At 48.0% G+C, this 24,505-nt stretch carries 22 protein-coding genes; 11 read left to right on the plus strand and 11 right to left on the minus strand.

All coding sequences use genetic code 11. The annotated features are described in order from the left end of the window. Positions 1-6: 6 nt before the first annotated feature. From HPS57_RS11940 to HPS57_RS11960, 5 genes are all read right to left on the minus strand, one after another. Positions 7-1,062, minus strand: a complete 1,056-nt coding sequence (locus HPS57_RS11940; protein WP_172183377.1) for an alcohol dehydrogenase — start codon at positions 1,060-1,062, stop codon at positions 7-9. After that, the gene (locus HPS57_RS11945; protein ID WP_172183379.1) at positions 1,062-1,403 is read right to left on the minus strand and encodes a PAS domain-containing protein; all 342 of its coding nucleotides are present in this window, start codon (positions 1,401-1,403) and stop codon (positions 1,062-1,064) included. The genes HPS57_RS11940 and HPS57_RS11945 overlap by 1 nt, the downstream gene beginning before the upstream one ends. A 6-nt stretch (positions 1,404-1,409) precedes the next feature. Next, positions 1,410-1,973: a flavin reductase family protein gene (locus tag HPS57_RS11950; RefSeq protein WP_172183381.1), complete on the minus strand. Its 564-nt coding sequence runs from the start codon at positions 1,971-1,973 to the stop codon at positions 1,410-1,412. Between the two features lie 28 nt (positions 1,974-2,001). Further along, a complete protein-coding gene (locus HPS57_RS11955; RefSeq protein ID WP_172183383.1) occupies positions 2,002-2,307 on the minus strand; it encodes a glutaredoxin domain-containing protein in 306 nt (101 codons plus the stop codon). Positions 2,308-2,677: 370 nt separating this feature from the next. After that, the gene (locus HPS57_RS11960; RefSeq protein WP_172183385.1) at positions 2,678-2,983 is read right to left on the minus strand and encodes a hypothetical protein; all 306 of its coding nucleotides are present in this window, start codon (positions 2,981-2,983) and stop codon (positions 2,678-2,680) included. A gap of 336 nt (positions 2,984-3,319) precedes the next feature. On the opposite strand from HPS57_RS11960, the gene HPS57_RS11965 reads away from it, so the two are divergent. Next, positions 3,320-4,339, plus strand: a complete 1,020-nt coding sequence (locus HPS57_RS11965; protein ID WP_172183387.1) for a single stranded DNA-binding domain-containing protein — start codon at positions 3,320-3,322, stop codon at positions 4,337-4,339. 353 nt (positions 4,340-4,692) lie between these two features. Here the strand turns inward: HPS57_RS11965 and HPS57_RS11970 are convergent, their stop codons facing one another. The 5 genes from HPS57_RS11970 to folP form a co-directional block, all read right to left on the minus strand. Continuing rightward, positions 4,693-5,631: a ComEA family DNA-binding protein gene (locus HPS57_RS11970; protein ID WP_172183389.1), complete on the minus strand. Its 939-nt coding sequence runs from the start codon at positions 5,629-5,631 to the stop codon at positions 4,693-4,695. Between the two features lie 34 nt (positions 5,632-5,665). Then, a complete protein-coding gene (locus tag HPS57_RS11975) occupies positions 5,666-7,057 on the minus strand; it encodes a sodium-dependent transporter (RefSeq protein WP_172183391.1) in 1,392 nt (463 codons plus the stop codon). Positions 7,058-7,133: 76 nt separating this feature from the next. After that, entirely contained in the window at positions 7,134-9,605 is a 2,472-nt protein-coding gene (locus HPS57_RS11980; RefSeq protein WP_172183393.1) for an alpha/beta hydrolase family protein, read from the minus strand. Positions 9,606-9,648: 43 nt separating this feature from the next. Next, positions 9,649-10,950, minus strand: coding sequence for a UDP-N-acetylmuramoyl-tripeptide--D-alanyl-D-alanine ligase (locus tag HPS57_RS11985; protein ID WP_172183395.1), 1,302 nt, complete (start codon positions 10,948-10,950; stop codon positions 9,649-9,651). A gap of 98 nt (positions 10,951-11,048) precedes the next feature. Continuing rightward, a complete protein-coding gene (folP, locus tag HPS57_RS11990) occupies positions 11,049-11,840 on the minus strand; it encodes a dihydropteroate synthase (protein ID WP_172183428.1) in 792 nt (263 codons plus the stop codon). 252 nt (positions 11,841-12,092) lie between these two features. On the opposite strand from folP, the gene cdaA reads away from it, so the two are divergent. From cdaA to HPS57_RS12015, 5 genes are all read left to right on the plus strand, one after another. Next, positions 12,093-12,872, plus strand: a complete 780-nt coding sequence (gene cdaA, locus HPS57_RS11995) for a diadenylate cyclase CdaA (protein ID WP_172183397.1) — start codon at positions 12,093-12,095, stop codon at positions 12,870-12,872. A 46-nt stretch (positions 12,873-12,918) separates the two neighbouring features. Beyond that, complete coding sequence (locus tag HPS57_RS12000) at positions 12,919-14,082, plus strand: D-alanyl-D-alanine carboxypeptidase (protein WP_172183399.1); 1,164 nt, start codon at positions 12,919-12,921, stop codon at positions 14,080-14,082. Next, entirely contained in the window at positions 14,079-14,252 is a 174-nt protein-coding gene (locus HPS57_RS14530) for a hypothetical protein (RefSeq protein ID WP_369811524.1), read from the plus strand. Before HPS57_RS12000 ends, HPS57_RS14530 begins: the two co-directional genes overlap by 4 nt. A gap of 697 nt (positions 14,253-14,949) precedes the next feature. Next, positions 14,950-15,960: a phosphate acetyltransferase gene (pta, locus tag HPS57_RS12010; protein ID WP_172183403.1), complete on the plus strand. Its 1,011-nt coding sequence runs from the start codon at positions 14,950-14,952 to the stop codon at positions 15,958-15,960. A 90-nt stretch (positions 15,961-16,050) separates the two neighbouring features. Next, the gene (locus HPS57_RS12015) at positions 16,051-17,250 is read left to right on the plus strand and encodes an acetate/propionate family kinase (protein ID WP_172183405.1); all 1,200 of its coding nucleotides are present in this window, start codon (positions 16,051-16,053) and stop codon (positions 17,248-17,250) included. Positions 17,251-17,395: 145 nt separating this feature from the next. Here HPS57_RS12015 and HPS57_RS12020 read toward each other — a convergent pair whose 3' ends face one another. Continuing rightward, positions 17,396-18,949 carry an ATP-binding protein gene (locus HPS57_RS12020; RefSeq protein ID WP_172183407.1) on the minus strand — a complete coding sequence of 518 codons (1,554 nt, stop codon included), beginning with the start codon at positions 18,947-18,949 and terminating at the stop codon, positions 17,396-17,398. A gap of 665 nt (positions 18,950-19,614) precedes the next feature. On the opposite strand from HPS57_RS12020, the gene HPS57_RS12025 reads away from it, so the two are divergent. The 5 genes from HPS57_RS12025 (at position 19,615) to HPS57_RS14535 (ending at position 24,403) form a co-directional block, all read left to right on the plus strand. Then, positions 19,615-20,832 carry a tyrosine-type recombinase/integrase gene (locus tag HPS57_RS12025; protein WP_172183409.1) on the plus strand — a complete coding sequence of 406 codons (1,218 nt, stop codon included), beginning with the start codon at positions 19,615-19,617 and terminating at the stop codon, positions 20,830-20,832. Between the two features lie 472 nt (positions 20,833-21,304). After that, the gene (locus tag HPS57_RS12030) at positions 21,305-22,426 is read left to right on the plus strand and encodes a hypothetical protein (RefSeq protein WP_172183411.1); all 1,122 of its coding nucleotides are present in this window, start codon (positions 21,305-21,307) and stop codon (positions 22,424-22,426) included. A 344-nt stretch (positions 22,427-22,770) separates the two neighbouring features. Next, positions 22,771-23,553 (plus strand): hypothetical protein, encoded by a 783-nt coding sequence (locus HPS57_RS12035; RefSeq protein ID WP_172183413.1) that lies wholly within the window; start codon positions 22,771-22,773, stop codon positions 23,551-23,553. Between the two features lie 71 nt (positions 23,554-23,624). Next, positions 23,625-23,813 (plus strand): lecithin retinol acyltransferase family protein, encoded by a 189-nt coding sequence (locus HPS57_RS12040; protein WP_172183415.1) that lies wholly within the window; start codon positions 23,625-23,627, stop codon positions 23,811-23,813. Positions 23,814-23,863: 50 nt separating this feature from the next. After that, entirely contained in the window at positions 23,864-24,403 is a 540-nt protein-coding gene (locus HPS57_RS14535) for an acyltransferase family protein (protein ID WP_369811525.1), read from the plus strand. Positions 24,404-24,505: the final 102 nt, after the last annotated feature.

Here is a 24,505-nt window from a genome sequence, read left to right on the forward strand (position 1 = left end):
GTGTTTTTAATGTGTTGTTGTGTTCTGGTCAGGATAGACAGCGACCTTTATCACTCCGTCACGCTTCTCCTCAAACAGTGAGTAGGCTTCCTCTATCCGTGAGAGAGGGAAGCGGTGGGTGATGAGTGGGGTGGTGTCGATTTTCCCTTCTTCGATAAGGTGCAGAATCGCCTTGCAGTCGCAGCCGTCCACACCGCCGGTCTTGAATGTCAGGTTCTTGCCATACATGTCAGGCAGTGGCAGTGCCTGCGGTTCATCGTAGAGTGCCACGACAGTGACAATGGCGTTCGGGCGCGCGCATCGCCATGCAAGCCGGAATGTGTCCTTTGCCCCTGCCACTTCCAGCACACGGTCGGCGCCGCCATGGTCGCTATGCTCCATGACAAACGCCTCGCATTCTTCGGGTGTGGTAAGCAGCACACCGGGGTAATGCTTGCTGACGAAAGCCCGCCTCTCTGCCGACTTCTCACAGACGATGATGCGTTTCGGATTCCGGAGTATGGTGCAGAGCAGTGAGCATACTCCCGTAGGACCGGCACCAATGATGAGCACAGTGTCATCCTCCGTTATCTCAGAGATTCGCGCTGCCCAATATCCGGTTGCAAGCACATCGCCAACGAACAGTGCCTGCTCGTCAGTGACATTGCCTGGAATGCGGTCAAGCCCTTGGTCGGCAAGTGGCACACGGACATACTCCGCCTGTCCGCCGTCGATGCGGCAGCCTAAAGCCCAGCCACCGTGAGGCGACGTGCAGTTGTTCACATAGCCATGCTTGCAGAAATAGCATTCGCCGCAGAAGGTTTCCACATTGACAGTGACACGGTCGCCTGGTTTCACTTTCGTCACCTCTGCGCCGACCTGTTCGACAACGCCGACCATTTCATGGCCTACGGTGATGCCCTTCACGGCACGTGGGACACTGCCGTGCTTGATGTGAAGGTCACTTGTGCAGATGCTTCCCAAAGTAATCCTTACAATGGCATCGGTAGGCTCAGACAACTCGGGCTTTGCCTTTTCAAGTAATGCAAACTTTCCTTTTTCAATGAATGTGTATGCCTTCATCACTCCTCCTTTTTGTCCCTGTCAAACACAGGCATGTTGTCCGGCAGGTCAATGGCAAGCTCTATGAGTCCCGCCACGTTGCCCTCCTCGTCGTACCATGGTGTCTGGTGAATCTGCTTGTGCCTGCCGTGGCGGATAATCTGGTAAGTGTTGCTCTCCCCGGTCTCCAGCATGTGGCGGATTATTTTGTTCGCGGATTCAGGATGACAGCCATACAGGTTCTTTCCTATCGCGTTCCCGTCACGTTTTATGGCACGCTCATTCTGATAGACCACAATGCCCTCCTTGTCGCACACGGTGACAAGGAAGGATGTTTTGTCGAAATAATTGAAATCTTTCATGTTGCTCTATTTCAGTTGCTTGCCATCCGAGAAAGCGTTGCCGACCCTGCTGCCGAGGGCAATGTAGCCATGGTGCACAGGGTCATAGGTGATAAGGTTCATCTTCTCGATGTCTGGATTGCCGTCCTCTGCAAGATAGTCCTCATCCACAAGGATGTTGACAATCTCGGCAACGATGTAGAAACCTGTCTCCGACTCGTCAATCTTTTGTGTTATGCGGCATTCGAGGGTCATGGGGAAGTCTGTGAACACAGGTGCATTGACATGCCCGGCTTTCTCTACAGTCCAGCCGGTCTTCCCAATCTTGTCGCTCTCCTTCTTGGCAGAGACGATGCCTACATAGTCCGCTGCGACCATTGTCTCCTTTGTGGCAAATGCCACGGTGAACTCTCCGGAGCGGTAAAGGTTTTTCGTCGTGGCATGGCTGCCCATGGAAATCATTATCTCCTTCATGTCCCATTGCCCTGCCCATGCGGCGTTCATGGCGTTGGGAGTGCCGTCCTCGTTGTATGTGCCGATTATCAGCACCGGTTGTGGGACAACCCACGGTTTTGGTTCGAAGCTCTTCATGATGATGTGTTGTTATGATGTTTTCGTCTCAGCAGCCACTTCCGTCAAGGTTGCATGCCGCACCCTGTGGCTCTTCCTCCTCTTCATGCGCAAATCCGGCTTCCTCGGCTCGGAAAGTGATGGTGCCGTCCTCAAGTATGAAGCATGGGATGCCGACATATCCAAGGCGGCGCATAGGCGCGAACTCCTCCCTTGTGTCACGCAGGCGCATGAATTCCTTCAGTCGGCGCACGTGGCTGCCTATGTCAATAATCTCATAACGGCTGTTGCCTTCCGCCTGCTTCTTGACCGCTGTGCAGTCAGGGCAGGTGCTCATTACATAAATCTTTATCATACTTTTGTACGTTTGGTTTATATGATATGGTTCTGTTGGGTGGCGGGAAATTTTTCTTCGTCAGGTGCTTTCCCGTTCCATGGGTGCAAATTTACACAAAAAAAAGATAGTAGTGCGAAGTTTATGGTTAAAATGTACTATTTCAGTGTGAGTAAAAGAGTTAAAATTAGTTGTCTCGGTATGGATAAGATGTTGTATGTATAGTGTTCCCTGAATAAAGGTTACAGGAATGAAAAGATGATAGAGGAATGATCCGCGTATAGATTAACCTGTGGTAACAAACTTTATATATACAGCATGCCACCGCTCTGTGTGGGAGCGGTGGCGGAAAATAATCTTCAACTAAATCAACAAAAACCTAAACTATGGATTATCTTTTGAAATGTCTGCGCTGGCTGTGTGTTGGTGTGTGTGGCCGTGCACAGACATGCTGCTTGCAGTATTTGCACACATTGCTGTTCTTGTACATCTTGTGCTTGTGCTTGGAAGTTTTCGTGCAGTATGTGCTGCATGTTGACGGACAGCGATGACTGTCGTGCTTATGGTACTTGCATGCGTACGTCTGCCTGCAATGGTTGTGGTTATAGTGGCGCTTGCCGTCTGTGTTGCCGAAACTTGCCGTTGTACCGATGATGGTCATTATGCCTATGAGCATTCCGATGATAGTCTTTTTCATATCCGTAGAGTTCTTATGAGCCATGCCGGCTCTGTTATATATTACCTTATTATTGTTCTTGCCATTGTTTTTTGTTTCCGGTGCAAAGGTAGCAAGAAAGCATGAGGCGGCAAATGGTTTTCCCCTACGTTGTGGTGGGAAAATCCCTAAACATGGTAGGAATGTCGGCAGCCTGCTGTGGAAATATTGTTTTGCCATGCGATTGCCGGGCAAATATTAATAAATGGTGACAATACTATGGATTTTCTCTTTATTATTTGGAATCACTATGATTTTTTTGTACCTTTGCCACTGTAATTAAAAAACAAAATGTTTAACACCTAAAAACAAAAGATTATGGTAAAAACTTTACGCTTTTCACTCCTTGCCATCGTGGCAATGGTTTGCAATGTAGCATTCGCTGATGCCTACAAGACTCTGAAATTCCCAGCACAGGGTGGGGAGAAAATCAATGGATACACAGATGCCTGGACAGCAACACAGGGTACAGACACCTGGACTATCGCTAATTTTAATACTTACCAGAACGGCTGGACTTACATCAAGTGTGGCAGAAGGAACAATGCATCTGTTGCAAGTATTGCTACAGATTTTGCAATGGATAAGGCTATTGGTAATGTTATGGTTTCAGTTGACAAGATTCTTGCTACTGACAAAGTGAAATCAATAAACCTTGTTGTTGCGTCTGATGCTGCATTCAATACAGTTGTCGCTACAGTTCCTGCTTCCTCCATTGAGGCAGGGGATATGCAGTTCAAGGTAGCTGAACCAAAGGCCGGACTTTACTATAAGTTAGTGTTTGACTGTGCAGGTCATTCTGCCAATGGCATCATTCAGATTTCCAAGGTTCAGTACTTTGAGGAAGGCAATGAACCGGAAATCGTTGACATCAGCAATACTCTCGAGACAGCTTACAACGTAGCAAAGGCTCACGAACTGACAGCTGCCGGAGAGGGACTTGCCACAAAGGTTTATGTAAAGGGGGTAATCACCAATATCAAGGAAGTTGCTCTTCAGTATGGTAACGCAGAGTTCACAATCAATGACGCTGATGCAGCTGGTGAGGGTATGGTTGTTTTCCGCTGCAATTGGTTTGATGGTGCTAAGTTCACTTCTGAGAATCAGATTAAGGTTGGCGACGAAATCATTGTTTATGGCAAATTGGATGTTTATAATGGCGCTCACCAGATTACATCCGGACAGGTTGCCATGCTCAACGGTTCTACAACAGCCATCGAGAATGTTGAGGTTGCCAATGACGGCAAGCAGGCTATCTACACAATCGGCGGTCAGCAGCTTGAGAAGGCTCAGAAGGGTCTGAACATCATCAATGGCAAGAAGGTCATTGTGAAATGATAGGCATTCGTGCCAAGTCGTAAAAGGCTTCACAGAAAGCATAGTTATAATAAAAAAAAGAGAATGGAGGACTTCCTGTTATGGAGTTCTCCATTCTTCTTTTTTGTCTGAAATCCAAGCATAACAGCCCTCGGCCGGCATTACTATCGTACTTGTTATTGGTGTCGTTCGGCAAAACAAAAGAGGCTCACACAAAGCCTTCACGGAATTCCTATTGAGCCATGAAAAAGTAACCATGCCAAGGGACAAAATGAAAGGTAACGATTTGCAATGTAAAGTGTTACCTTTCGTCATGCAAATCGTTACCTTTCACTCGGTAAAGTGTTACCTTTTGATATGTTATGTTAGTTGTCTCAATATGTTATGTATGGTCGGAGTTTCCGTATTGTCTCCGGTTTGAATGTCGGCAGCAGGCGGAGAGCATTTATGTCGTCTATCCTTCCTTGCAGTCGGCGGTAGTCGCATATCTGCCGTGCCATCATGTAGTTTATGTATGGATGCCTGCGCAGCTGCTCGTTGGTAGCAGTGTTGATGTTTATCTTTTGTATCTTGTCATCGTTGCCGACAGAGAAATAGGGCAGGGCAGACTCCGGGAAGTCCTCAATCTCCAGCAGTTGCTCCTTTGAGACGAATCCTCCGAGTCGCTCCCTGTACCTGAAAATCTTCCTTGCGAAGTGCGCTCCGATACCCGGAACTGTTCGCAGTGCGATGGTGTCGGACAGGTTCAGGGAGATTGTCTGTCCTTGCTGCAGCTTCCGTGGGTAAGGGATTGTTCCTGCTGTCTGTAAGGAATCGGTGGGTGAAGGGCGGTCACTTGTGTAATGGTCATGCCTTTTCTGCCTTACGGAATACAGTTCGCTTGCAGGTCGGTAGTCATCGCTGATGCGGATATAAGGCCGCAACTGGCGGTATTTCTTTGCCGTCAGACCGTACAGGCGTGCAAAATCCTCCGGGCAAGTGTACACTCCTCCGTTGGCGCGGTACTTGTAGATGCTCCTCACCTGCCACGGCTGAAGCCCCAGACCGAGAAGCACGGTGGAGTCCGCAGTGTTCGGGTCGAAGGGCTGCAACCGGATTTCCTTTTCAGGGACGGCATAGTACGCCTCCTTTTCCCTATTTCCGGACTTTGTTTTTTCTGCTTGTCCGGACCTTGGCATATCCTCCTGTGCCATTCCATTTTCCGCTTTTTCTGTTTCTCTTGTGAAGAAAAAGATGCCAAAAGCAATGGCAACGACAAACAGACCAAGTAGCCCTTGCCTGTCATTCTTGAGTATATGGAAGAGGTTTTTCACAGTCGGTTATAGGTTGTGGGGTGTCGGTTACGGGTTAATAGATGCCGAAAGCTCCGAGAAGAAGCACTGCCAGCATCACCGGCACGACGAATTTCAGCATCACGATGTACAGGTATTTCCTGTGGAAGGAATAGCCGTTGAGCCGCATTTCTCCGACAAGGAGGTTCGGTTTCACCACCCATCCGAACATGATGCAGGTGCATATAGCCAGTACCGGCATAAGGACATTGTTGCTTATGTAGTCGAAGATGTCGAGAATCTGTGCCGTGGCACCGTTAGGAAGCTCGTATTCAAAGTAGAAAACATTATATCCGAGGCATACAAGCACAGACCAAACAAAGCCTGTTGCAGCCATGATGACCACCGATTTCTTCCTGCTCCAGCCCCATTTGTCCATCACACCGGCCACGATAGCCTCAAGGATGCTGACGGCACTCGTGAGGGCTGCGAAGGTTACCATGGTGAAGAACATCAGTCCCATAATCGGGCCGAAGGCTCCCATGGAGTCAAACACCTTCGGCAACGCCACGAAGATGAGTCCCGGACCTGCCGACATGCCTTCTGTTCCCATAAACACATAGACCGCCGGGATAATCATCATGCCGGCGAGGATTGCTATGGTGGTGTCGAAAATCTCTATATGGTCGATGGCTTTGCCGAGGTTCACGTCCTTTTTCATGTACGAACCGTAGGTCACCATGATACCCATGGCTATGGAAAGCGAGAAGAACAGCTGGCTCGTGGCGTCAAGGGCAACCATGAGGATGTCTTTGAGTGTCATGCCTTCAAGGTTGGGGATGAAGTAGACTTTCAGCCCGTCGATGCCGGTTCTGGTCACTCCTGTCTGTGGGTCGGTGTGGCTTATAAAGAAGGAGTAGATGCAGATGAACACCACAAGGAGGAGCAATGCCGGCATAATCATGCGCGAATACTTCTCAATTCCTTTCTCCACGCCCCTGTAAACGATGTAGAAACACATCATGGCGAATACCGTCATGAATGCCAAAGGCTGCCACTGCTCGGTGATGAAACCGGAGAAGAAGCCGTCGCCCACTGCCAGATGACTGTCGTTTGTGACGTAGGTGGCAAGGTATTTCAGCACCCATCCGCCGATGACGCAGTAGTATGGGTATATAATATAAGGTATAACAAAGGAGAATATGCCGAGGAATCCCCACCTCTTGTTGAAGAAGCGGTAGGCGGTCAGCGGCCCTTGGCCTGAGCGTCGGCCTATGGCTACTTCGGTGATGAGCAGTGTGAATCCGAAGGTCACTGCAAGGATGATGTAGAGAGCGAGGAACAATCCGCCGCCGTCGCGTGCCGCAAGATAGGGGAAACGCCAGATGTTTCCCAGTCCGACAGCACTTCCTGCGGCAGCCAGCACGAAGCCCAGCGAGCCGCTGAATGTGTTTCTGTTATTCTCCATTTGTCGTTATACTGTTTTTTTCTATTTCAGTAGCTGTTGGTAATTAAGTTTTACCAAAGCACAGTTACTTATCCAATTAAAGTTTCTTCGGTGTATATATTGCGTCCCACCATGAGCTGTCGTTCTTCAGCCAGCGGTCAAACCATGCCACCATTGAGTTGATCCACTTTGTGCGTTTCTCAGGATTCATGATGCCGTGGTTCTCCCCTTCCACCTGGATGAAGGCGGTCGGAGTGCCGAGGAGCTTCAAGGCGGTGTACATCTGTATGGACTCGCCGATAGGCACGTTGGTGTCCACTGTGCCATGTGTGAAGAGCAACGGCTTCTTAATCTTGTCCGCATTGTAGAGAGGTGAACGGTCGACATACAAATCCTTGCGTGTCCATGGGTAACTGTTGGCTGCGCTCACCTGGCTGTAAGAGTATCCCCAGTAGCCTTCGCCCCAATAAGATGTGTGGTCGGATATGCCGGCATGGGAGATTCCGCAAGCGAACGGGTTGTCCATGGTGAGCATGTACTGTGTCATGAAACCGCCGTAAGAAGCCGAAACGCATCCGATGTGGTCGGCATCAGCCTGCGGCACATCCTTCACAAACTGCCTTGTGGCGTCGATTATGTCCTGCGCAGGTCCTTCGCCCATTGTGTTCACATGGCGTGCCGCCCACTCCTGACCGAAGCCTGTTGCACCGGAAGGGTTGACTGTCAGTGTGATGTAGCCCAATGCGTTCCAATAGTGGGCAGGGTAGTGGGAGCCACCACCGAAGCGTCTTGATGTCGGTGAGCAGCCTCCATAGTAGTGTACGATGACCGGATATTTCTTGCTTGCATCGAAATCCGCAGGCAGGAAATAGAATCCTGTTACATCATATCCGCGCTTGGAAGTGAACTTCCACGGCTTCACAGTGCCAAGTTTTACGTTGGCATAGAACTCTTTGTTCGGGTCGCAGACAAGTGCCGGCTTCTTTGTCCCTTTGCTTTGTACTGCATAGGCACGGTAAGGGACATCGGCGGATGAGCCGTGCACGATGATGTTTCCTGTCTTTGCCGCTATGTCAAAGCCGTTAAGCACCTCCAAAGGCTGTGGGATGAGCATGGACTTCCCGCTTTTCAGATCCATGCGGTAGAGCAGTACGGAGTCAGCACGTTCGGCAGTGTAGTAGAGCATGCCGTCAGTCTGTGAGTAAAGCATGGACTCTATGCTTGTGTTGTCGTCGGCAGTCAGTGGTTTGACGGTCTTTGCCTTGGAGTCAAGGAGATAGAGATGATAGTCGAACATGCTTGGTGTCATGCCTTTTGGCACACGGTTTCCGATGCCGTCGAACGCCTCCGGAGTGGCTTTTGCGACGAATGTGTCGTTGTCTTTTGCGAAGATTATCCCGCCGAGGAATCCCTCATCCTTGATGATTGTGTCAGTGGCAAGTGTCTGAGTGTTCACTCGCAGTATGGTTGTGCGTGATGTCGGGCGTTGGAGCAGAGAGTCATTGGTGATGCCGAGGAGCAGGTATTTGCCGTCCTTGGATATGTCTGTGACGTAGCAGTTCTTATAGCCGTAGGTCAAAGGCTGGCAGAATCCGCTCTTGATGTCGTAGATTGACAGTGCATAACGTGTTCTCCAGTTTGGCTGGCGGTCGTCCATGGTGAGGATTTCGTACACGCCGTCTTCCTTCTTAGGTCCTTTTTTCTCGGAATAAAGTATGAGGAAATCCTCTGTCGGAGCAATCTCGAAACTGCTTTCCGGCAGGTTCTCAACAAGGATGTCGCGTGTTCCGGTTGCAGGATTGACGGTGATGAGCTGCTTCTTTCCGCCAATCTCCTCTGTGAAATAGTATTTTTCGGATAATGGCATCCAGCCGTCCGCCTTGTTGACAAAGACATTCTTGCCGGTCATGAGGTCACAAAGTTCGGTGCGGTACTGCACTTTGTTCTGCTCATCGTACCATGAATAGTTTACCAAAGCCCATTTTCCCGAAGGTGAGAGCTTGGCATCGCGTGTCACACGAGTGCCGAGATTGTGCGTCATTCCGAACGCAACCTTCTCCGAATTGCTGCATACGGTGAGAGGGAATGCCGCTCCTTCTTTGCCTTCTTTTGCTGCATTCTTAAGGCAAATGTCTATTGCTGTGCTGTCAGCGATGAACTTCACTGCCACTTTGTGCTCGCCCGGCGCAAGTGTCATTGTGCCGTCGGCAGGCGAACCGTCACAGAACACCTTGCTCTGCTTGGCACCTTTTATCTCAATGTTTGCCTTTGTGTAGCTTGAAGCGCTGACCGTGAACGACGCAAGGTTGAGTGTTCCCTTTGTCAGGTTCCATGAGGAGAGGCTTTTCTCCTGCATCTTGTCAGCGGCGTTGACGGACAATGGTGTGTCGATTAGTTTGTCATCGGAATATTTCTCCTGTGCTACGGAAATGCTGTCGATGATTATCGGCTGCTTCAGAGTGAACGGTCCTGCCAGTCGTGCCCGGTTTACCGGAATGCTGTCGCTTGTGGCAAAGGACGCCAATGCCGTAAGAAAGGTTATGGAAGAAGTGAGAATGAACTTTTTCATTGTGTCGTTATGCTGTTTTTATTATGAGTTGTGTGAACGGTTTTTACAGAAGTTCAGGCAGTTGGAAGAGTTTCTGCGAGTTGCTGCCCTTGATGAGTATGTATTTGTCCTGTGGCATGTTTTCCGCTATTTCCTCCTTTACCTCCTCCACATCATTGAACTGTCGGAACGGGTGGTTGGTCTTTTCGAACTCCTCACCGACAAGCCATACATCGTCAAGGTCAATGGATTTCAGTGTCTCGACTATCTTGCAATGCTCCTCATGCGACACTTCGCCAAGCTCGCCCATGCTTCCGAGGATTGCCATTTTGTGCGGGACACTCATGTTTTTGAAGTTTTCAAGTGCCGCAGCCATGGATGTCGGGTTGGCGTTGTATGCGTCAACGACAAGCCGGTTGTGCTCTGTGACAGTAAGTTGTGAGCGGTTGTTCGAAGGAGTGTATGCTGTCAGGGCGTGGCAAATCTGCTCTTCAGTGATGCCGAAAGTCAGACCTATTGTTGCAGCCGCCAGCATATTGTAGATGTTATAATCACCGATTAGTTTGCTTTCAACGATGTTTTTTGCGTCAGACCCCTTGCCCCACCTGAATGTCAGATACGGTGCGCACTCCGCAACCTCACCATAGACAGCGAGGTCGTTAGCCTTCTCTATGCCATACTTGACAAGCGCCAGTCCGTCGGCTATGTTTTTAAGGTGCTCATTCTCATTGTGTATGAACACCGTGGCATGCTTTGGGCGAAGGAAATCATACAGTTCGCCTTTTGTCTTTATAACCCCCTCAAAGCTGCCGAAGCCACCAAGGTGGGCGCGTCCCACGTTTGTGATTATGCCACAGTCAGGTTCAACGATGTCGACAAGCGTCTTTATCTCCCCCGGGTGGTTCGCTCCCATTTCTATTACTGCTATTTCATGCTCCTTTGTGAGGCGCAGCAGGGTCTTCGGCACACCGATATGGTTGTTGAAGTTGCCGAGAGTATACAGCACATTGTATTTCTCCGACAGCACAGCAGCGATGAGTTCCTTCGTCGTTGTCTTTCCGTTTGTTCCCGTAACACCGATAATCTTTGTGCCGAGAGCCTTGCGGTGGTGGTTGGCAAGCTGCTGCAAGGTTGTCAGAACGTCATCGACGAGAATCAGGCGAGCGTCGTCTGCCGTCACGCCCTCTGCCATTTCGTCTATCACGGCATAAGAGGAACCGTTCTCAAGAGCCTGCCTTGCAAACTCATTGCCGTTGAATGATGCACCTTTCAGTGCGAAGAAGATGCTGCCTTTTGGACAGTCGCGAGTGTCGGTGGTGACAACAGGGTGTTCAAGAAACAGACTGTAAAGTTCAGAAATATCCATGTTGCTGTATTCTTTTTTTGTGTTTTATGTGGATTCTGTGAAAGTTTTTATTTGTCTTTATCCTTTTGTGGACGGCATGAAATCTGCCAAAACGGATGTTACGAGGTCATCGCCTCATATATCTTCACACATTCGACAGCCTCGCGGACATCATGGACACGCAGGATCGCCGCGCCACGTTCCAAGGCGAGAGTGTTCACTACGGACGTTCCGTTGAGGGCTTCCTGTGGCGAAGTGCCAAGCAATTGCCATATCATTCGCTTCCGTGACACTCCCACAAGCAGTGGCATGCCAAGGTCAAGCAGTTCATTCTGTCTTGCGAGCAGACGGTAATTGTCCTGCACATCCTTGCCGAAGCCGTAGCCGGGGTCAAGGATGATGTCCCCGATGCCCTTCTCCTGCAACAAGGCGGTCTTGCTTCGGAAAGCGGAAAGTGTACTTTCCAATGTCGGTTGCACAGACATGAGGATGTACGGGATGTCCTTCATCCAACCGAGGTCTGCCGTAAGGAATTCCTCTGCCTCACCGACATCATTGATTATGTCCACCCCAAATTCCTCTACAGCCATCCTTGCCACCTCCGGACGGAATGTGTCGACAGAAATGATTGCGTCAGGCTGCTCACGTTTCACTATCGGCAGGGCAAGGCGCAAGCGTCGCATCTCCTCCTCAGGAGTGACATTGCCGCTTCCGGGGCGTGTCGACATTCCGCCGACATCAATCATTGTCGCGCCCTGAGCGATGATTTCATTGGCGCGCAAGGCTATCTCCTCCTCTGTCTGCTTGCGTGAGCCGGCATAGAAAGAGTCCGGAGTGCAGTTGAGAATGCCCATAACTTCTGGGCGTGAGATGACATGCTGCTGCCCTCTTATTGTCAGTTTGTAGTCCATGGCTGCTAATCTGTTGGGTGGGGTGAGGTTGTTCTGCGTCCATTGTTCCGTGGCGTAATTGGTTTTGCTCCACAGTGTTATGGAAAGCAATATCCGGATAAAGTTTCTGCAAAATTACCAAAAAATAGTATAAAATACAAAGTATTTGGAAAAATATTATTATTTTTGCAGAATAAATATATAAAATAACAACCTTAACAACGGCATGTAGCTGTATTATTGCCGGCACCATAACGGTGCCGCCTTTTCATTATGTTCATAGAAATTTCGCCAAAGGACATTGTCGACATCATCCTTGTCGCATCCTTGTTGTACTATATTTTCCGCCTGATGCGTGAGTCTCGCTCACTGAACATCTTCATAGGCATCATGGTCTTCATCCTCGTATGGCTTTTTGTAAGCCAGATACTGGAGATGCGACTCCTTGGCAGCATCCTCGACAAACTCGTCTCTGTCGGTGTGCTTGCCATAATAGTACTGTTCCAGGAGGAGATACGCAAGTTCCTTTATTCCCTCGGTGCACACCAGCGTTTCGGTGCTTTCATGAAACTGTTTGTCAACAAGCATGCGTCAGACACTCCCGACATGAGCACCATAATGCCTATTGTCATGGCGTGCATGAACATGGCGCGCCAGAAAGTCGGAGCGCTGATTGTCATCGAACGAGGAGTCTCCCTTGACGATATTGTGGCGACAGGCGACACAATAGACTCCAACATCAACCAGCGCCTTATAGAGAACATTTTCTTTAAGAACTCCCCTCTGCACGACGGTGCCATGGTCATCCGCAAGCGCCGTATATGCGCCGCGGGATGCATCCTCCCTGTAGCACATGACCAGAACATTCCGAAAGAATTGGGACTGCGCCACCGCGCCGCTTTGGGCATATCCCAAGACTCCGATGCCATTGCCATAGTATGCTCTGAGGAGTCAGGGCGCATCTCCGTGGCGATAAAGGGAGACTTCCGCCTTCGCCTTTCCGCTGAGAAACTGGAGGCTATTCTTACGGAGGAACTGCTTGTGAAGAAATAGGCGGTCTGCCGCAGAAAGAACAAAAAAGTTTGTTGTTTAGGATAAAATGAGCAAAAGAAAATACAGAATACGTTGGGACAGAGTGTTCCTTCTCCTTGTGTGTCCGGTGGTGGTGCTATGCCTTGCCGGCACTTGTGTTTACCATGCAGCGATAGGTGTCTCGTCACTCCTCTCCGGAAAAGAGGCGGAGAATGAGGACACTGTCGCCGTCAGGAAAGTGACTCCCGAGATGGTGCTTGCCGACAAGGTCATGGCAAGCCGCATCGACAGTTTCATGCAACAACCTATGCGCCTGAAACAGGAAGACATAGCGGTGAGCATCTATGATGTGACGACAGGCAGCTATGTCTACGGGCATAATGAAAGAAAACTCCTTCCTCCGGCATCATGCTTGAAGATTCCGACGGCGGTTGCGGCGATAAAGCTCCTTGGTCTGAACCACCGCTACTATGAGTCGCTGCTCGTCCGCGGTGAGATTCGGCGCGACACTCTTGTCGGAACGCTCCTCCTGCGTGCCGATGCCGACCCTGTGCTTGAGGATCTCAGCGGACTTGTAAGGCAGATGCGTCGCCGTGGGATACGCCACATCCGTGGCAATGTGATGGTCACCCTTGAACTGGAGGACACGCTGAAACAGCATCCTACGGCAAAGAAATGGGACATTCCGTACAATAAGACTCCGCTTTTGCTGAAAGGAAAGCCTTATGTCACACGTCGACTTATTCAGACTTTGCGTGCCGAAGGCGTGACCTTCAAGCGCGATGCCACTGTCCGCCCGAAAGGGAAATACCATTATGCGGCATCGTCCTCCCATCCGATGCGTGCCGCCCTCATCCCTATGCTGACAAACAGCTCTAACATAAGGGCGGAGGCTATCTTCTACCACCTTGACTACAAGGCGGGGTTGCGCCCTAAACGCATGATAGAGTGGAAGACACCTCATGCCGTGGAGTCATTCCTGAAAAAGGAGTTCCGTGATGACAGCACGCATGTGATGAAGGGATTTGTGATAAACGACGGCAGCGGTCTGTCGCCTGCAAACCGTCTGGACGCAAGGTTTCTTGTGGACATTCTGAAATATGCGCGTGACGCAAGCAGATGTATGAGTTCTTCCGTGACGAGGCTTTCGCCACACCGTCCGAAGGGGCACGATGCGGTTCTTTGCAGTCAAGGTTCTCACGTCCCGATTTGCGAGGCAGGATTTTCGTGAAGACCGGTACTATTGTCACTATCGGAGCTTCCTCCTTGGCAGGCTATCTGCATGGTGTTGACGGACATGAGTACATCTTCTCCATAATAAACGCCAATTCCCCTGTGGCGGAAGGGCGCCTCTTCCAGGACCGCCTGTGCCGCCTTATGATGACGGGGAGGACACGGTGAGAGCCGGAAATCCCGGCATGTTTGCGGCCGCTTTGTATTCCGTGGACATGCCGGGATTTTTGTTTGAGTTTTCCAATTGTTTTTGCTTCGTAATTGGGAAATGACGCCATAAAATGCGCTTTCCCACGCCTGATTCCTGCTTCTTACAGAGTAAACAAAGTGAAAAATGGCAGTTTTTCACTTAAAAAGTAATGATTTACCATGTTTTTCGTAGCCATCTCCACTGTGAAAGGTTACCTTCCGTACTGCAAAAGCCTACCTTTGACAGTGCGGAAGGTAACCTTTTGTGGTATAGAGAAATATGGAACTGTTGGCACGAATTTGTAAGTCTTTGTAAGAGAGTGCTTTGCGAAAATCTCCAAAAATATGCGATTTTTCCGGTTGCTCCTTTTGAATTTGTTTTTACGCGATTCTCAGAGGGCAAAAACACCATGGGTTTTCTAATCCGACTCTTGGTTGCAATGGAAAGTCCAAGCCGGCGGCTTCGTGCGTGGAGGTTGTGGCCTGACGGGATGTTTGCTGCTCCGCATGGCGAAACCTCTGCAAGCATGCCGACCGGAAAACGTGCCAAATCTCTTGATTTTCGGTATAATTAACAAAAAAAGCGGACATCCTTTTGTTGTTCGCTTTTTTTTTATTACTTTTGCAAAAGAGTAAACATAAATCAACTAAAAATAAATCTAATATCGTTAAAACTATGGGATTGGTAGAACAAATCATTGCACGCGCCAAGGCTAACAAGCAGCGCATCGTGCTTCCTGAGGCAGACGAGGAACGTACACTCGTGGCTGCTGACCAGGTGCTTGAACAGGGAATTGCAGACCTTATTCTTATCGGTAACCCTGCAAAGGTGCAGGCTCTCGTTGAGAAAAACGGATTGAAGAACATCGGCAAGGCTACATTCATCGACCCTGAGAACTATGAGAAGTCTGAGGAAATGGCGCAGCTCCTGCAGAAACTTCGTGAGAAGAAGGGCATGACAATCGAGCAGGCTCGCGAGCTTGTGAAGAACCCTCTCTATCTCGGATGCATGATTATCAAGACAGAAGGTGCCGACGGACAGATTTCAGGTGCGCTCTCCACAACAGGCGACACACTGCGTCCTGCGCTTCAGATTATCAAGACAGCTCCGGGAATCACATGTGTTTCAGGTGCAATGCTCATGATTACCGAGGCTCCTCAGTACGGCGAGAATGGCGTGATGGTGTTCGCCGACGTTGCCGTTACTCCTATGCCTGACGCTAACCAGCTCGGACAGATTGCTGTCTGCACAGCACAGACAGCGCGTTCGGTGGCAGGTTTCGCTGAGCCACGTGTGGCAATGTGCTCTTTCTCCACAAAGGGAAGCGCGAAGCATGAGGTTGTCGACAAGGTCGTTGAGGCTACAAAGGTGGCAAAGGAACTTGACCCGACACTGAAAATCGACGGCGAGTTGCAGGCTGATGCCGCTCTCGTGCCTGCCGTTGGCGAGAAGAAGGCTCCGGGTTCTGACATCGCGGGACATGCCAATGTGCTTGTGTTCCCTAACCTCGAGGTAGGCAACATCGGCTACAAACTCGTGCAGCGTCTTGGCAATGCTGTCGCTCTCGGTCCTATCCTTCAGGGTATAGCACGCCCTGTGAACGACCTTTCACGCGGCTGCTCCGTAGAGGACATCGTGAATCTCGTGGCAATCACCGCTTGCCAGGCTATGGATGCGAAGAAATAATGATAAATGGGAAATCTTTGGAAGCCAATCATAAGGTTGGCTTCCTACTTTAACCTACAACCATAAACCCAAAACCTACAACCATAAAAAATGAAAATCCTTGTACTGAACTGCGGTTCATCATCAATCAAATACCAGCTCTTCGAGATGGAGACAAAGACTGTCCTTGCAAAGGGCGGCATCGAGAAAATCGGTCTTCCGGGAGCGTTCATCAAGTTCAACGCTGCTGACGGTGGCAAGAAAGTAATCGAGCAGGAGATTCCTGAGCACACAGTGGGTGTGGAACTTATCTTCAAGGTTCTCACCGACCCTGTCGACGGTGCCTTGAAATCTCTTTCTGAACTTGACGCTGTAGGTCACCGTATGGTGCACGGAGGTGAGAAGTTCGCCAAGTCTGTCATCCTCGACGAGGAGGTGCTGAAGGCTTTCGAGGCTTGCAACGACCTCGCTCCGCTCCATAACCCTGCAAACCTTAAGGGTGTGGCAGCTGTCTCTGCCCTCCTTCCTGAGATTCCTCAGGTGGGTGTGTTTGACACAGCGTTCCACCAGACAATGCCTGCACATGCTTACATGTATGCCATTCCTTACGAGATGTACGAGAAGTATGGCGTGCGTCGCTACGGTTTCCACGGCACATCCCACCGTTATGTTTCTGCACGTGCACTCGAATTCCTCGGTATGGAGGCTGAGGGAACGAAGGTTATCACAGCCCACATCGGCAACGGCGGCTCACTCGCTGCTGTCAAGGACGGCAAGTGCCAGGACACATCAATGGGTCTCACACCGCTGGAAGGCGTGATGATGGGCACACGTTCCGGCGATATTGACGGTGGTGCAGTGTCTTTCATCATGAAGAAAGAGGGACTTGACGCTGACGGCATCTCCAACTACCTCAACAAGAAGTCAGGTCTTGCCGGCATCTCCTGCAAGTCAAGCGACATGCGTGAGGTGTTCCAGGGCAGTGTTGACGGCGATGCTAAGTGCCGGCTTGCAATAGATATGTACACATACCGTATCAAGAAGTACATCGGCTCTTACGCTGCTGCCCTCGGAGGATGCGATGTTCTTGTGTTCACTGCAGGTGTCTGTGAGAATCAGTCTGACATCCGTGAGATGGTATGTAAGGACATGGAATGGATGGGTATCAAGCTCGACCTTGAGAAGAATGCCACTATCCATGGCGAGGAGGCTGTCATCTCCACACCTGACTCTAAGGTCAAGGTTGTCGTTATCCCTACCGACGAGGAGCTGATGATTGCTACTGACACAATGGAACTTGTGTCTAAGTAGTCAATAGAATATAAACTGCCGAAGCATTTCCTTTGCTTTGCAGAAATCAAAAAGAAGTAGCTATTGGTATTACAGCTTATGCTGTGGGTCTCCAATAGCTACTTCTTGTTTTATGACGAATGTGGTTGCTGTTGAAGGGTGCACATTATTCAATCACCCAATCCTCTATGTTTTTTGTCTCACTGCTGAAATTTATGCCGACCCTTACAACCGGCAGCCCGGTGAGTGCGAACCTCTCATCATAGCTCTTCAGTGTGATTTGCTGCATGGCCGTTTCTGCACTTTTGTTTAGTTTAAGCTCAAAGATGTATAGTTTGTTTGCTGTACGTAGAACCATGTCCACGCGTCCGTTGCGAGTGTGCACCTCCACATCGACGTATGCGCCTAGCAGTGAGAAGATGACATACATCATTTGCTGCCAATGCCCCTCGTAATCGGTGTTGGAGGTATATGGCACTGTTCCAAGGAAAGTCTTCATCAACTGCAAAGCTCCATCAATATCGTCCTTTAGCATGAAGCCATACATTTTTGCAATCGTTGTGTTGCCACGGCTTGTGTATTCGTGCAGATAGTTAGGCAGTAGGCTTCGCATCAATCCGATGCGTACCTCCTTGTTTGGAATGTCCAATGTGTAAAGACCCAATATATTGTCATACCCTTTTATTGTTATATATCCGCTTTGATACAGCAGTGGCACAATGCTTGTCATGCGTTCTGTAGGCGCGTCGAAGTCGGCAGCATCTGCATCGTATCCTCCGATGTCCGACGGTTGCACGTTAAACTTTCGGAGCATCTCAACCAGATATGTCGGAGTGCCGGAGCCGAACCAGTGTGATGCTATGTCATTTGTTGACAATGCATTAAGCAAGCTGAATGGATTGTATATGTCCGGAGACAGCTTTGAGAAATGATACCCGTCATAATGCGATTTCAGCCTTTCCATCGTCTCGCAGTATGTCACTCCCAGCTGCCCTGCCAGATATTCCACCTCTGTCCGCATCCGTGTCTCCAGTTCTTCCTGTGTAATGCCGCAAATGGCGGCATACTGCGGCAGCATGCTTATGTTCAGTATGTTGTTCAGTTCAGAGAAGATGCTCAGTTGTGAGAACTTCGTTATTCCTGTCAGGAAAACAAACCTGAGGTATGGGTCGCATGCCTTCAGCGGGCTGTAGAAATTGCGCATGATGTTACGCAAATTCGGAAGGTTCTCGTCCTCGTGCATGACATCAAGCAACGGTGCGTCGTACTCATCAATCAGTACCACAACCTGCCTGCCAGTCTGTTCGCATGCACGCTTGATAAGCCCTTCAAGCCGTTGGTTAGGGTTGATGTCAGCCTCTTCGCGTCCATAAATTTTCTCATACTGGAACAGTTTTCTTTCAAGTTCCAATATAAGGTCCTTCTCTCCTGCATGCTTTGCTGTACTCATGTCGAAATGCAGCACAGGATGCACCGTCCACTCTTTCTCCAGGTGCTCCATTGCCAGCCCCTTGAAAAGCTCTCTCCTGCCTTCAAAATAGCTTTTCAGTGTGCTCACCAGCAACGATTTTCCGAACCGGCGCGGACGGCTTAGGAACATGTAGTTTGATTTTCCATGTGTCATGCTATAGACAAATTCGGTTTTGTCTATATACAGGCAGTCCTCCTTGATGAGTTTCTCGAATGTCTGAATTCCGATTCCCGGTAGTTTTCGTCCCATAAGCACAGAGTTTTTTCATATTATTTGTTATGCACAGATAGTGCAAGTCGAACGCAATGGAGCTTGTTCGGAATTGCTGAGGTGCATCTTATCTTATGCAAAGATAATGTTTTTGTTTTTATCTGCCAAATATTTAAGGCTGCAATATGAAAAACAGTTGTATTTTATAGTAAGAAAGAATAGATTTGCGAAAATATGCAAGCGCATTGCTCATGGTTTTCCTATTACCCAATGACTACGTTTTTGTATAATTCCATGTCCTACAGTAACTGCCGTGCAAAGTGTGGCGAAGCCACAACCTTTACGGTAACCGCGGGCTTCAGCCCTGCGGGTAGGGAATAGTCCATACATAACGTGTGGCAGCGCCACACTCCTTTATGGTTCATCTTCGCACAAGCGTATGAAAGTGGATTGTTGAGGTTCGTGCCGTCTGTGTGTGTTCGGCATAAAGGAGTGTGGTTCCACCACACAGCGTTTGATCTGTTTTACAGTCCTCACGGCTGAAGCCGGAGGTTACCGTAAGGGTTGTGGCTCCGCCACACTTTGCATGGAGATGTTGGCAATAAGGCATGAGTGTTTTCGCAAATCAATTTTGTTTGACTATAAGTAACTGTTGAAAATTAATACCTCAATATATAATCTAAAATCACAACAAACAAAAAATTATGGCAACAATCAAAGTGAAGTTTCGCCCCTCCTCGGTAGCAGGCAAGGAAGGCACGGTTTATTATCACATCATCAATCAGCGTGCTGTGCGCTGCATAGGCACGGATTACCATGTCTTGCCGTGTGAGTGGGACAGCCGCCACGCTTCGGTGCATATAGCGAGAGACAGCTGCCGCAAGGCGCATCTGCAACTCATACAGGACAAAATCTGTTGGGAGCTAAGGCAGATGAGGACGGTGGTCCTGCAGAAGGAGGAATATGGCTATGGCATAGATGAATTGGCAGAGACTTTGCGCCGTTTGCCTTCATGCCAAAGCGTTTTCAGCTTCATAAGGACGCAGATTGAGAGAAAAGAACAGATGAAGCGTTGGGGCACTGCCAAGACATACAGTGATGCTTTGAGGAAATTCAGTGCTTTCCGCTGTGGTGATGACATCGCTTTTGATTCGCTTACCTCCGACATGGTGGAAGGCTATGAGGCATGGCTGTGCTGCCAACGCCTGAAGCAGAACACCATAGCTTACTATCTGCGCACGCTCCGCACACTTTACCATAAGGCTGTGGAGACTGGACTTGTGGAGGAACGCAACATCTTCCGCCATGTGCGCACATCAAGTGTGCGTACTTCAAAGAGGGCAATATCCATTGAATGCATAAGGAAGATTGTGCAGCTTCGTCTCCGTCAAGGCTCTGCTCTTGCTTTTGCAAGGGACATGTTCATGTTCAGTCTTTATATGCGGGGCATGGCGTTCGTGGATATGGCGTTCCTGAAGAAGAGTGATGTCAGGTACGGAGTGCTTTCGTATAACCGCCGCAAGACGAACCAAAGCCTGACAATAGGGTGGGAGCCGCCCGTCCAGCGCATAGTGGACGCGTATGCTTCCAGGACACAAGGCACATCGTATCTGCTCCCGATAATACGGAAGGAGGACGGCAATGAGTACAGGGCATACAAACAGGTGCTGCAGAACGTGAACCGCAATCTGAAGAAGATTGGTGAAATGCTTGGATTCAAAATGTCACTGACAATCTATGTCGCCCGCCATTCGTGGGCAAGTGCGGCGTTGAACATGAACATCCCGCTTGCGACAATAAGCGAGGGAATGGGGCATCACTCGTACAGGACAACACAGATTTATCTTGAATCGATAGGCACAAACAGAATTAATCAGGCAAATTGGAAAATCATGCAGGCAATATTAGGGAATGAGGAATAAGGTGCAGCATGATTCTTGCATGTGACTATTGTGATGAAAGACAAGCGTTTGACTTGCTAAAAAAACAGAAAGGCTTTTCTTTTACAAGAAGAAAGGCATTGTGCTACAAAATTAGTGATTTATTTTGATTTCATTACATAAGTTGATTGTTTTTTTTCTTTTTTTAAGAAAGTATCATGCAAATGTTTGTTGAATCAGCCATTCCGACGAAAAGGAAATGGCTGATTCTGTTTTTAATACAGATAAATGCCTTTCTTCTTGTAAGATAGCATTATTTGACATTTGCGAAAGCTGATTGTTTTATAGTCAGCATGAAAAAGAATGGATTAGGAATTTCTTGGGCTCTTTCCATGACAGGAAGATAGCTTGGAGAATTATAACTATATGGAAATGAGAGAAAACGGTGTGTTAATCAGGCATCCGTATCCATCATGTATGGTTGTTGCCAAGGACATAAAGTAGATGAGAATTTATGAAACTGGACAGTACGAACTCTTATCTTACAGCTGAAGGAACAAAAAAGTTTCCAACCGGCATACTTATTTCTGAACCGAAGAAGACCGGTCCAGAGGTAAAACTGTATACATGTGGCAACAGGGCACCTCACGAGAGTATTGCAGGAAAGTATGAAGAACCAAAACCGTCATGGTCATATCTTTTTGTCCATCATACCAAAGTGAAAGGTATATCCTCAATCTTGGAAAGAGACAACCGCCCTTTCTTCGTACATAAGACAATCCATTATTACCGCCGTCAAGGCAAATCGAAGACAGTCCGCAAGAAAGAGATTCCTACGGTCAGTGGACTTGTATTCCTGCAAGGCAATCCTGCGGAGATTCAAAAATATTTGGACAATGTGCTTCCGGGACGCTACCTCTGCAAGAATTGCAGCACAGGGAAGGTGGCGGTGATACCTGACAGGCAGATGCGCCCTTTCATGGGTCTTGCAGAGTCGGATCCGGAGAGAATACGTTTCCTCCTGCATCCTTTCCATTACTATGCCCGTAACCGCATATTGCTCCGTATCACATCAGGTGAGCTTGAAGGACTAGAAGGCTATGTCATACGCATCGACCGTGACCGCCGTCTCGTGATGAACGTAGGTGGCATGAGCGTGGCCATTTCCAGTGTCCATGCAGAGCGATTCGAGGTAGTTCAGGACGCTTCGGGTGCCCGCCCTTCGGAAGCTGATGCGTTGTACAAGCGCAACCTTCAGGAACGTCAGGCACTCATCGACCGTTATTTTCATCCTGTCAGGACCATCCGCGACATCGCCATTCAGGCAGAGAACATTGAAATCCTCAGAGCGCAGACCCTTGCCGAACTGTCAAAAGGCAAGCTCTCTTTCCGTGAGGCACTTGGCACATTCTTCTTCATCATAGAGGAAATTGCCTATTACTATGCTCCGTCAGTGGAGACCGGCAAGGACAAGATGTCCCCGATTCTTCAGGCTGGCTCCACAATCCTGCAGGAGATAGACACCATAATCAGCACTCCCGTCCATGCCATCGAAATCCGTCAGGAGTACGAGTCTGACCGCGAGCAGCTCATGCTCAATTACGGCTATTTGTTTGAGGATAGGGGAGGTGTGTGAGTGGTGGTAAACTCAGCTGCTCATCATTAAGCCGGTTATTGCTCACTGTGCAAATATAATCCTTATTTTATAGTCATTGACATTAGTGTAAGCTCAACCCCAACTCTAATTTTTAAAAAACTGAGAGATGGTTTAATTTTAAAGAGTCACCCCGCAAGTGCAATTGTTTTTACAAAGTTACAAAAAGTATTTGAAAAACTCCCTTATAGGCGTATGTGTTTTGGCGCTGGGCTATTGGTGATTTTACTAATGGAATTATAAATTCGTTCTCTGTCTCTATTAAATTAGAGGCTGAGAACATTTACAGTGAAATCTTTAATATATAACAAATAAAAATATATGACATGCCATTATTGTCATTCTCTTTATTGACACTTATAAAAGGAGCTATTACACTTAGTAAATGTTCTGCGGTAAAGGTTTTTATTGCGAAAAACGGAGCTGCGATTGTTGGCAAATTAGGTGTTGAAGGTGCCATTGCTGCAGGAACAACCGCAGCAGGAATTACAGGTGTTGCTGTTGGCATTGCTGCATTGCCTGAAACAACAAAAAAGGGCTTTTCACAAATAATTAAAGGGGTTAGGGAACATAAAGCGAGTGATTTTTTTGATGGAGTATACCGCATATCAAAAGCGTATGTTTCCGTTTCAGGATTTACAGAAGATTTTTCCGAATATGTTGAATCATTGGACATCCCAAGTGAAGATAAAATAGTCGTTAATGTTACTGTCAAAGAAATGACTCAGGTTCTCATAGACAAAATAGAAGGCAATGCATATAAAATCTTGCAGCAATTTGAGAATAAATTGCAGAACCAAGGAATGACGGGAACATCGTACCAAATTATTATAGATAATATATACAAGCAGCACACCCAAAATATTTCTGATGATTATGCCATTGTTTTAGGGCGTGCAGGAAGAATATATGCAGATATAAGTAAATATAACATAGAACATAAGCTTATTTCTGAAAATACATACGATCATTATTTACTGTATTGTATATCAGGTTGGCTTTTGAATAATTTGACGGAATTAAACTGTCTTCTTGGAATTTCGCAATCACAATTAGCCCATGATATTACGGATAACATATTTTGCTATCTTAGATCCATAGGCAAATAGGCAGCACAAAGAAGCTACCACATTTTTTCCAGTATATAAGCAACGAGATATGTTTCTCCATACTGCGTAACATGGGGCATTATGAACTGATGACAAATAATTGTGAGCATTTCGTAAGATGGTGTAAAACAGGGAAAGCCAATAGCCGTCAGGTAACGAATTTCTTCATAGATGCTGTTTCTATTTTAGCAAGTATATTCTTCAGAAATCCTGCACCACTTATGACTCGTATTGCACAACGAAAACTAATGCTTGGTTGAGAAATTGTTTTTGAAACACTTACGGTTTCAAATATTGAAATAAATTTATAATGGAAAGAAATAACTCGCTGGACGGACTGAAATACGTTCTGATATCTCTTGTCATATTGGGACATTTTATCGAGCCCAACCGATATGACAATCAGATTTCCTGTATGCTATACAGCATCATCTATTCATTCCATATGCCGCTTTTTATATGGATGAACGGCTATTTTTACAAACAAAGAGATTTTAAGCAAGAGCTAAAAAAGAGCCTTCCCCTTATAGAAATATGTATCATCTCACACGTAGGCTTCACGTTGATTGGACATGGCAGGCTTACCCTTCACAGTTTGCTCTCTTTCAACTACTCGCCGTCATGGTATATGCTAAGCCTGTTCATCTGGAGAATGGCTTCTTCCATATTGTTTAAATCTTTCTGCATACGTAAACTGTTGATATGTGCCATTATTGTGGAAATAGTTTCATTCGTCTTTATAAATAAATATAGCGGCTACTTCTCCTTAATGCGCACATTGCAATTTTATCCATATTTTGTTGCAGGATATACATTCAAGATAGAAGTGCAATTTCTTGACTGCATATGAGTCCCCCTCCTTCTGTGTATAAGAGGTTCCGGAGCGTAGCGACAGGGTTCTCTTATACACAGAAGGAGGAACCTTCCCATTAAAGATTAACCTGCAATGCAA

The sequence above is a fragment of the Palleniella intestinalis genome (genome assembly GCF_013166595.1).
GTDB lineage: Bacteria > Bacteroidota > Bacteroidia > Bacteroidales > Bacteroidaceae > Prevotella > Prevotella intestinalis.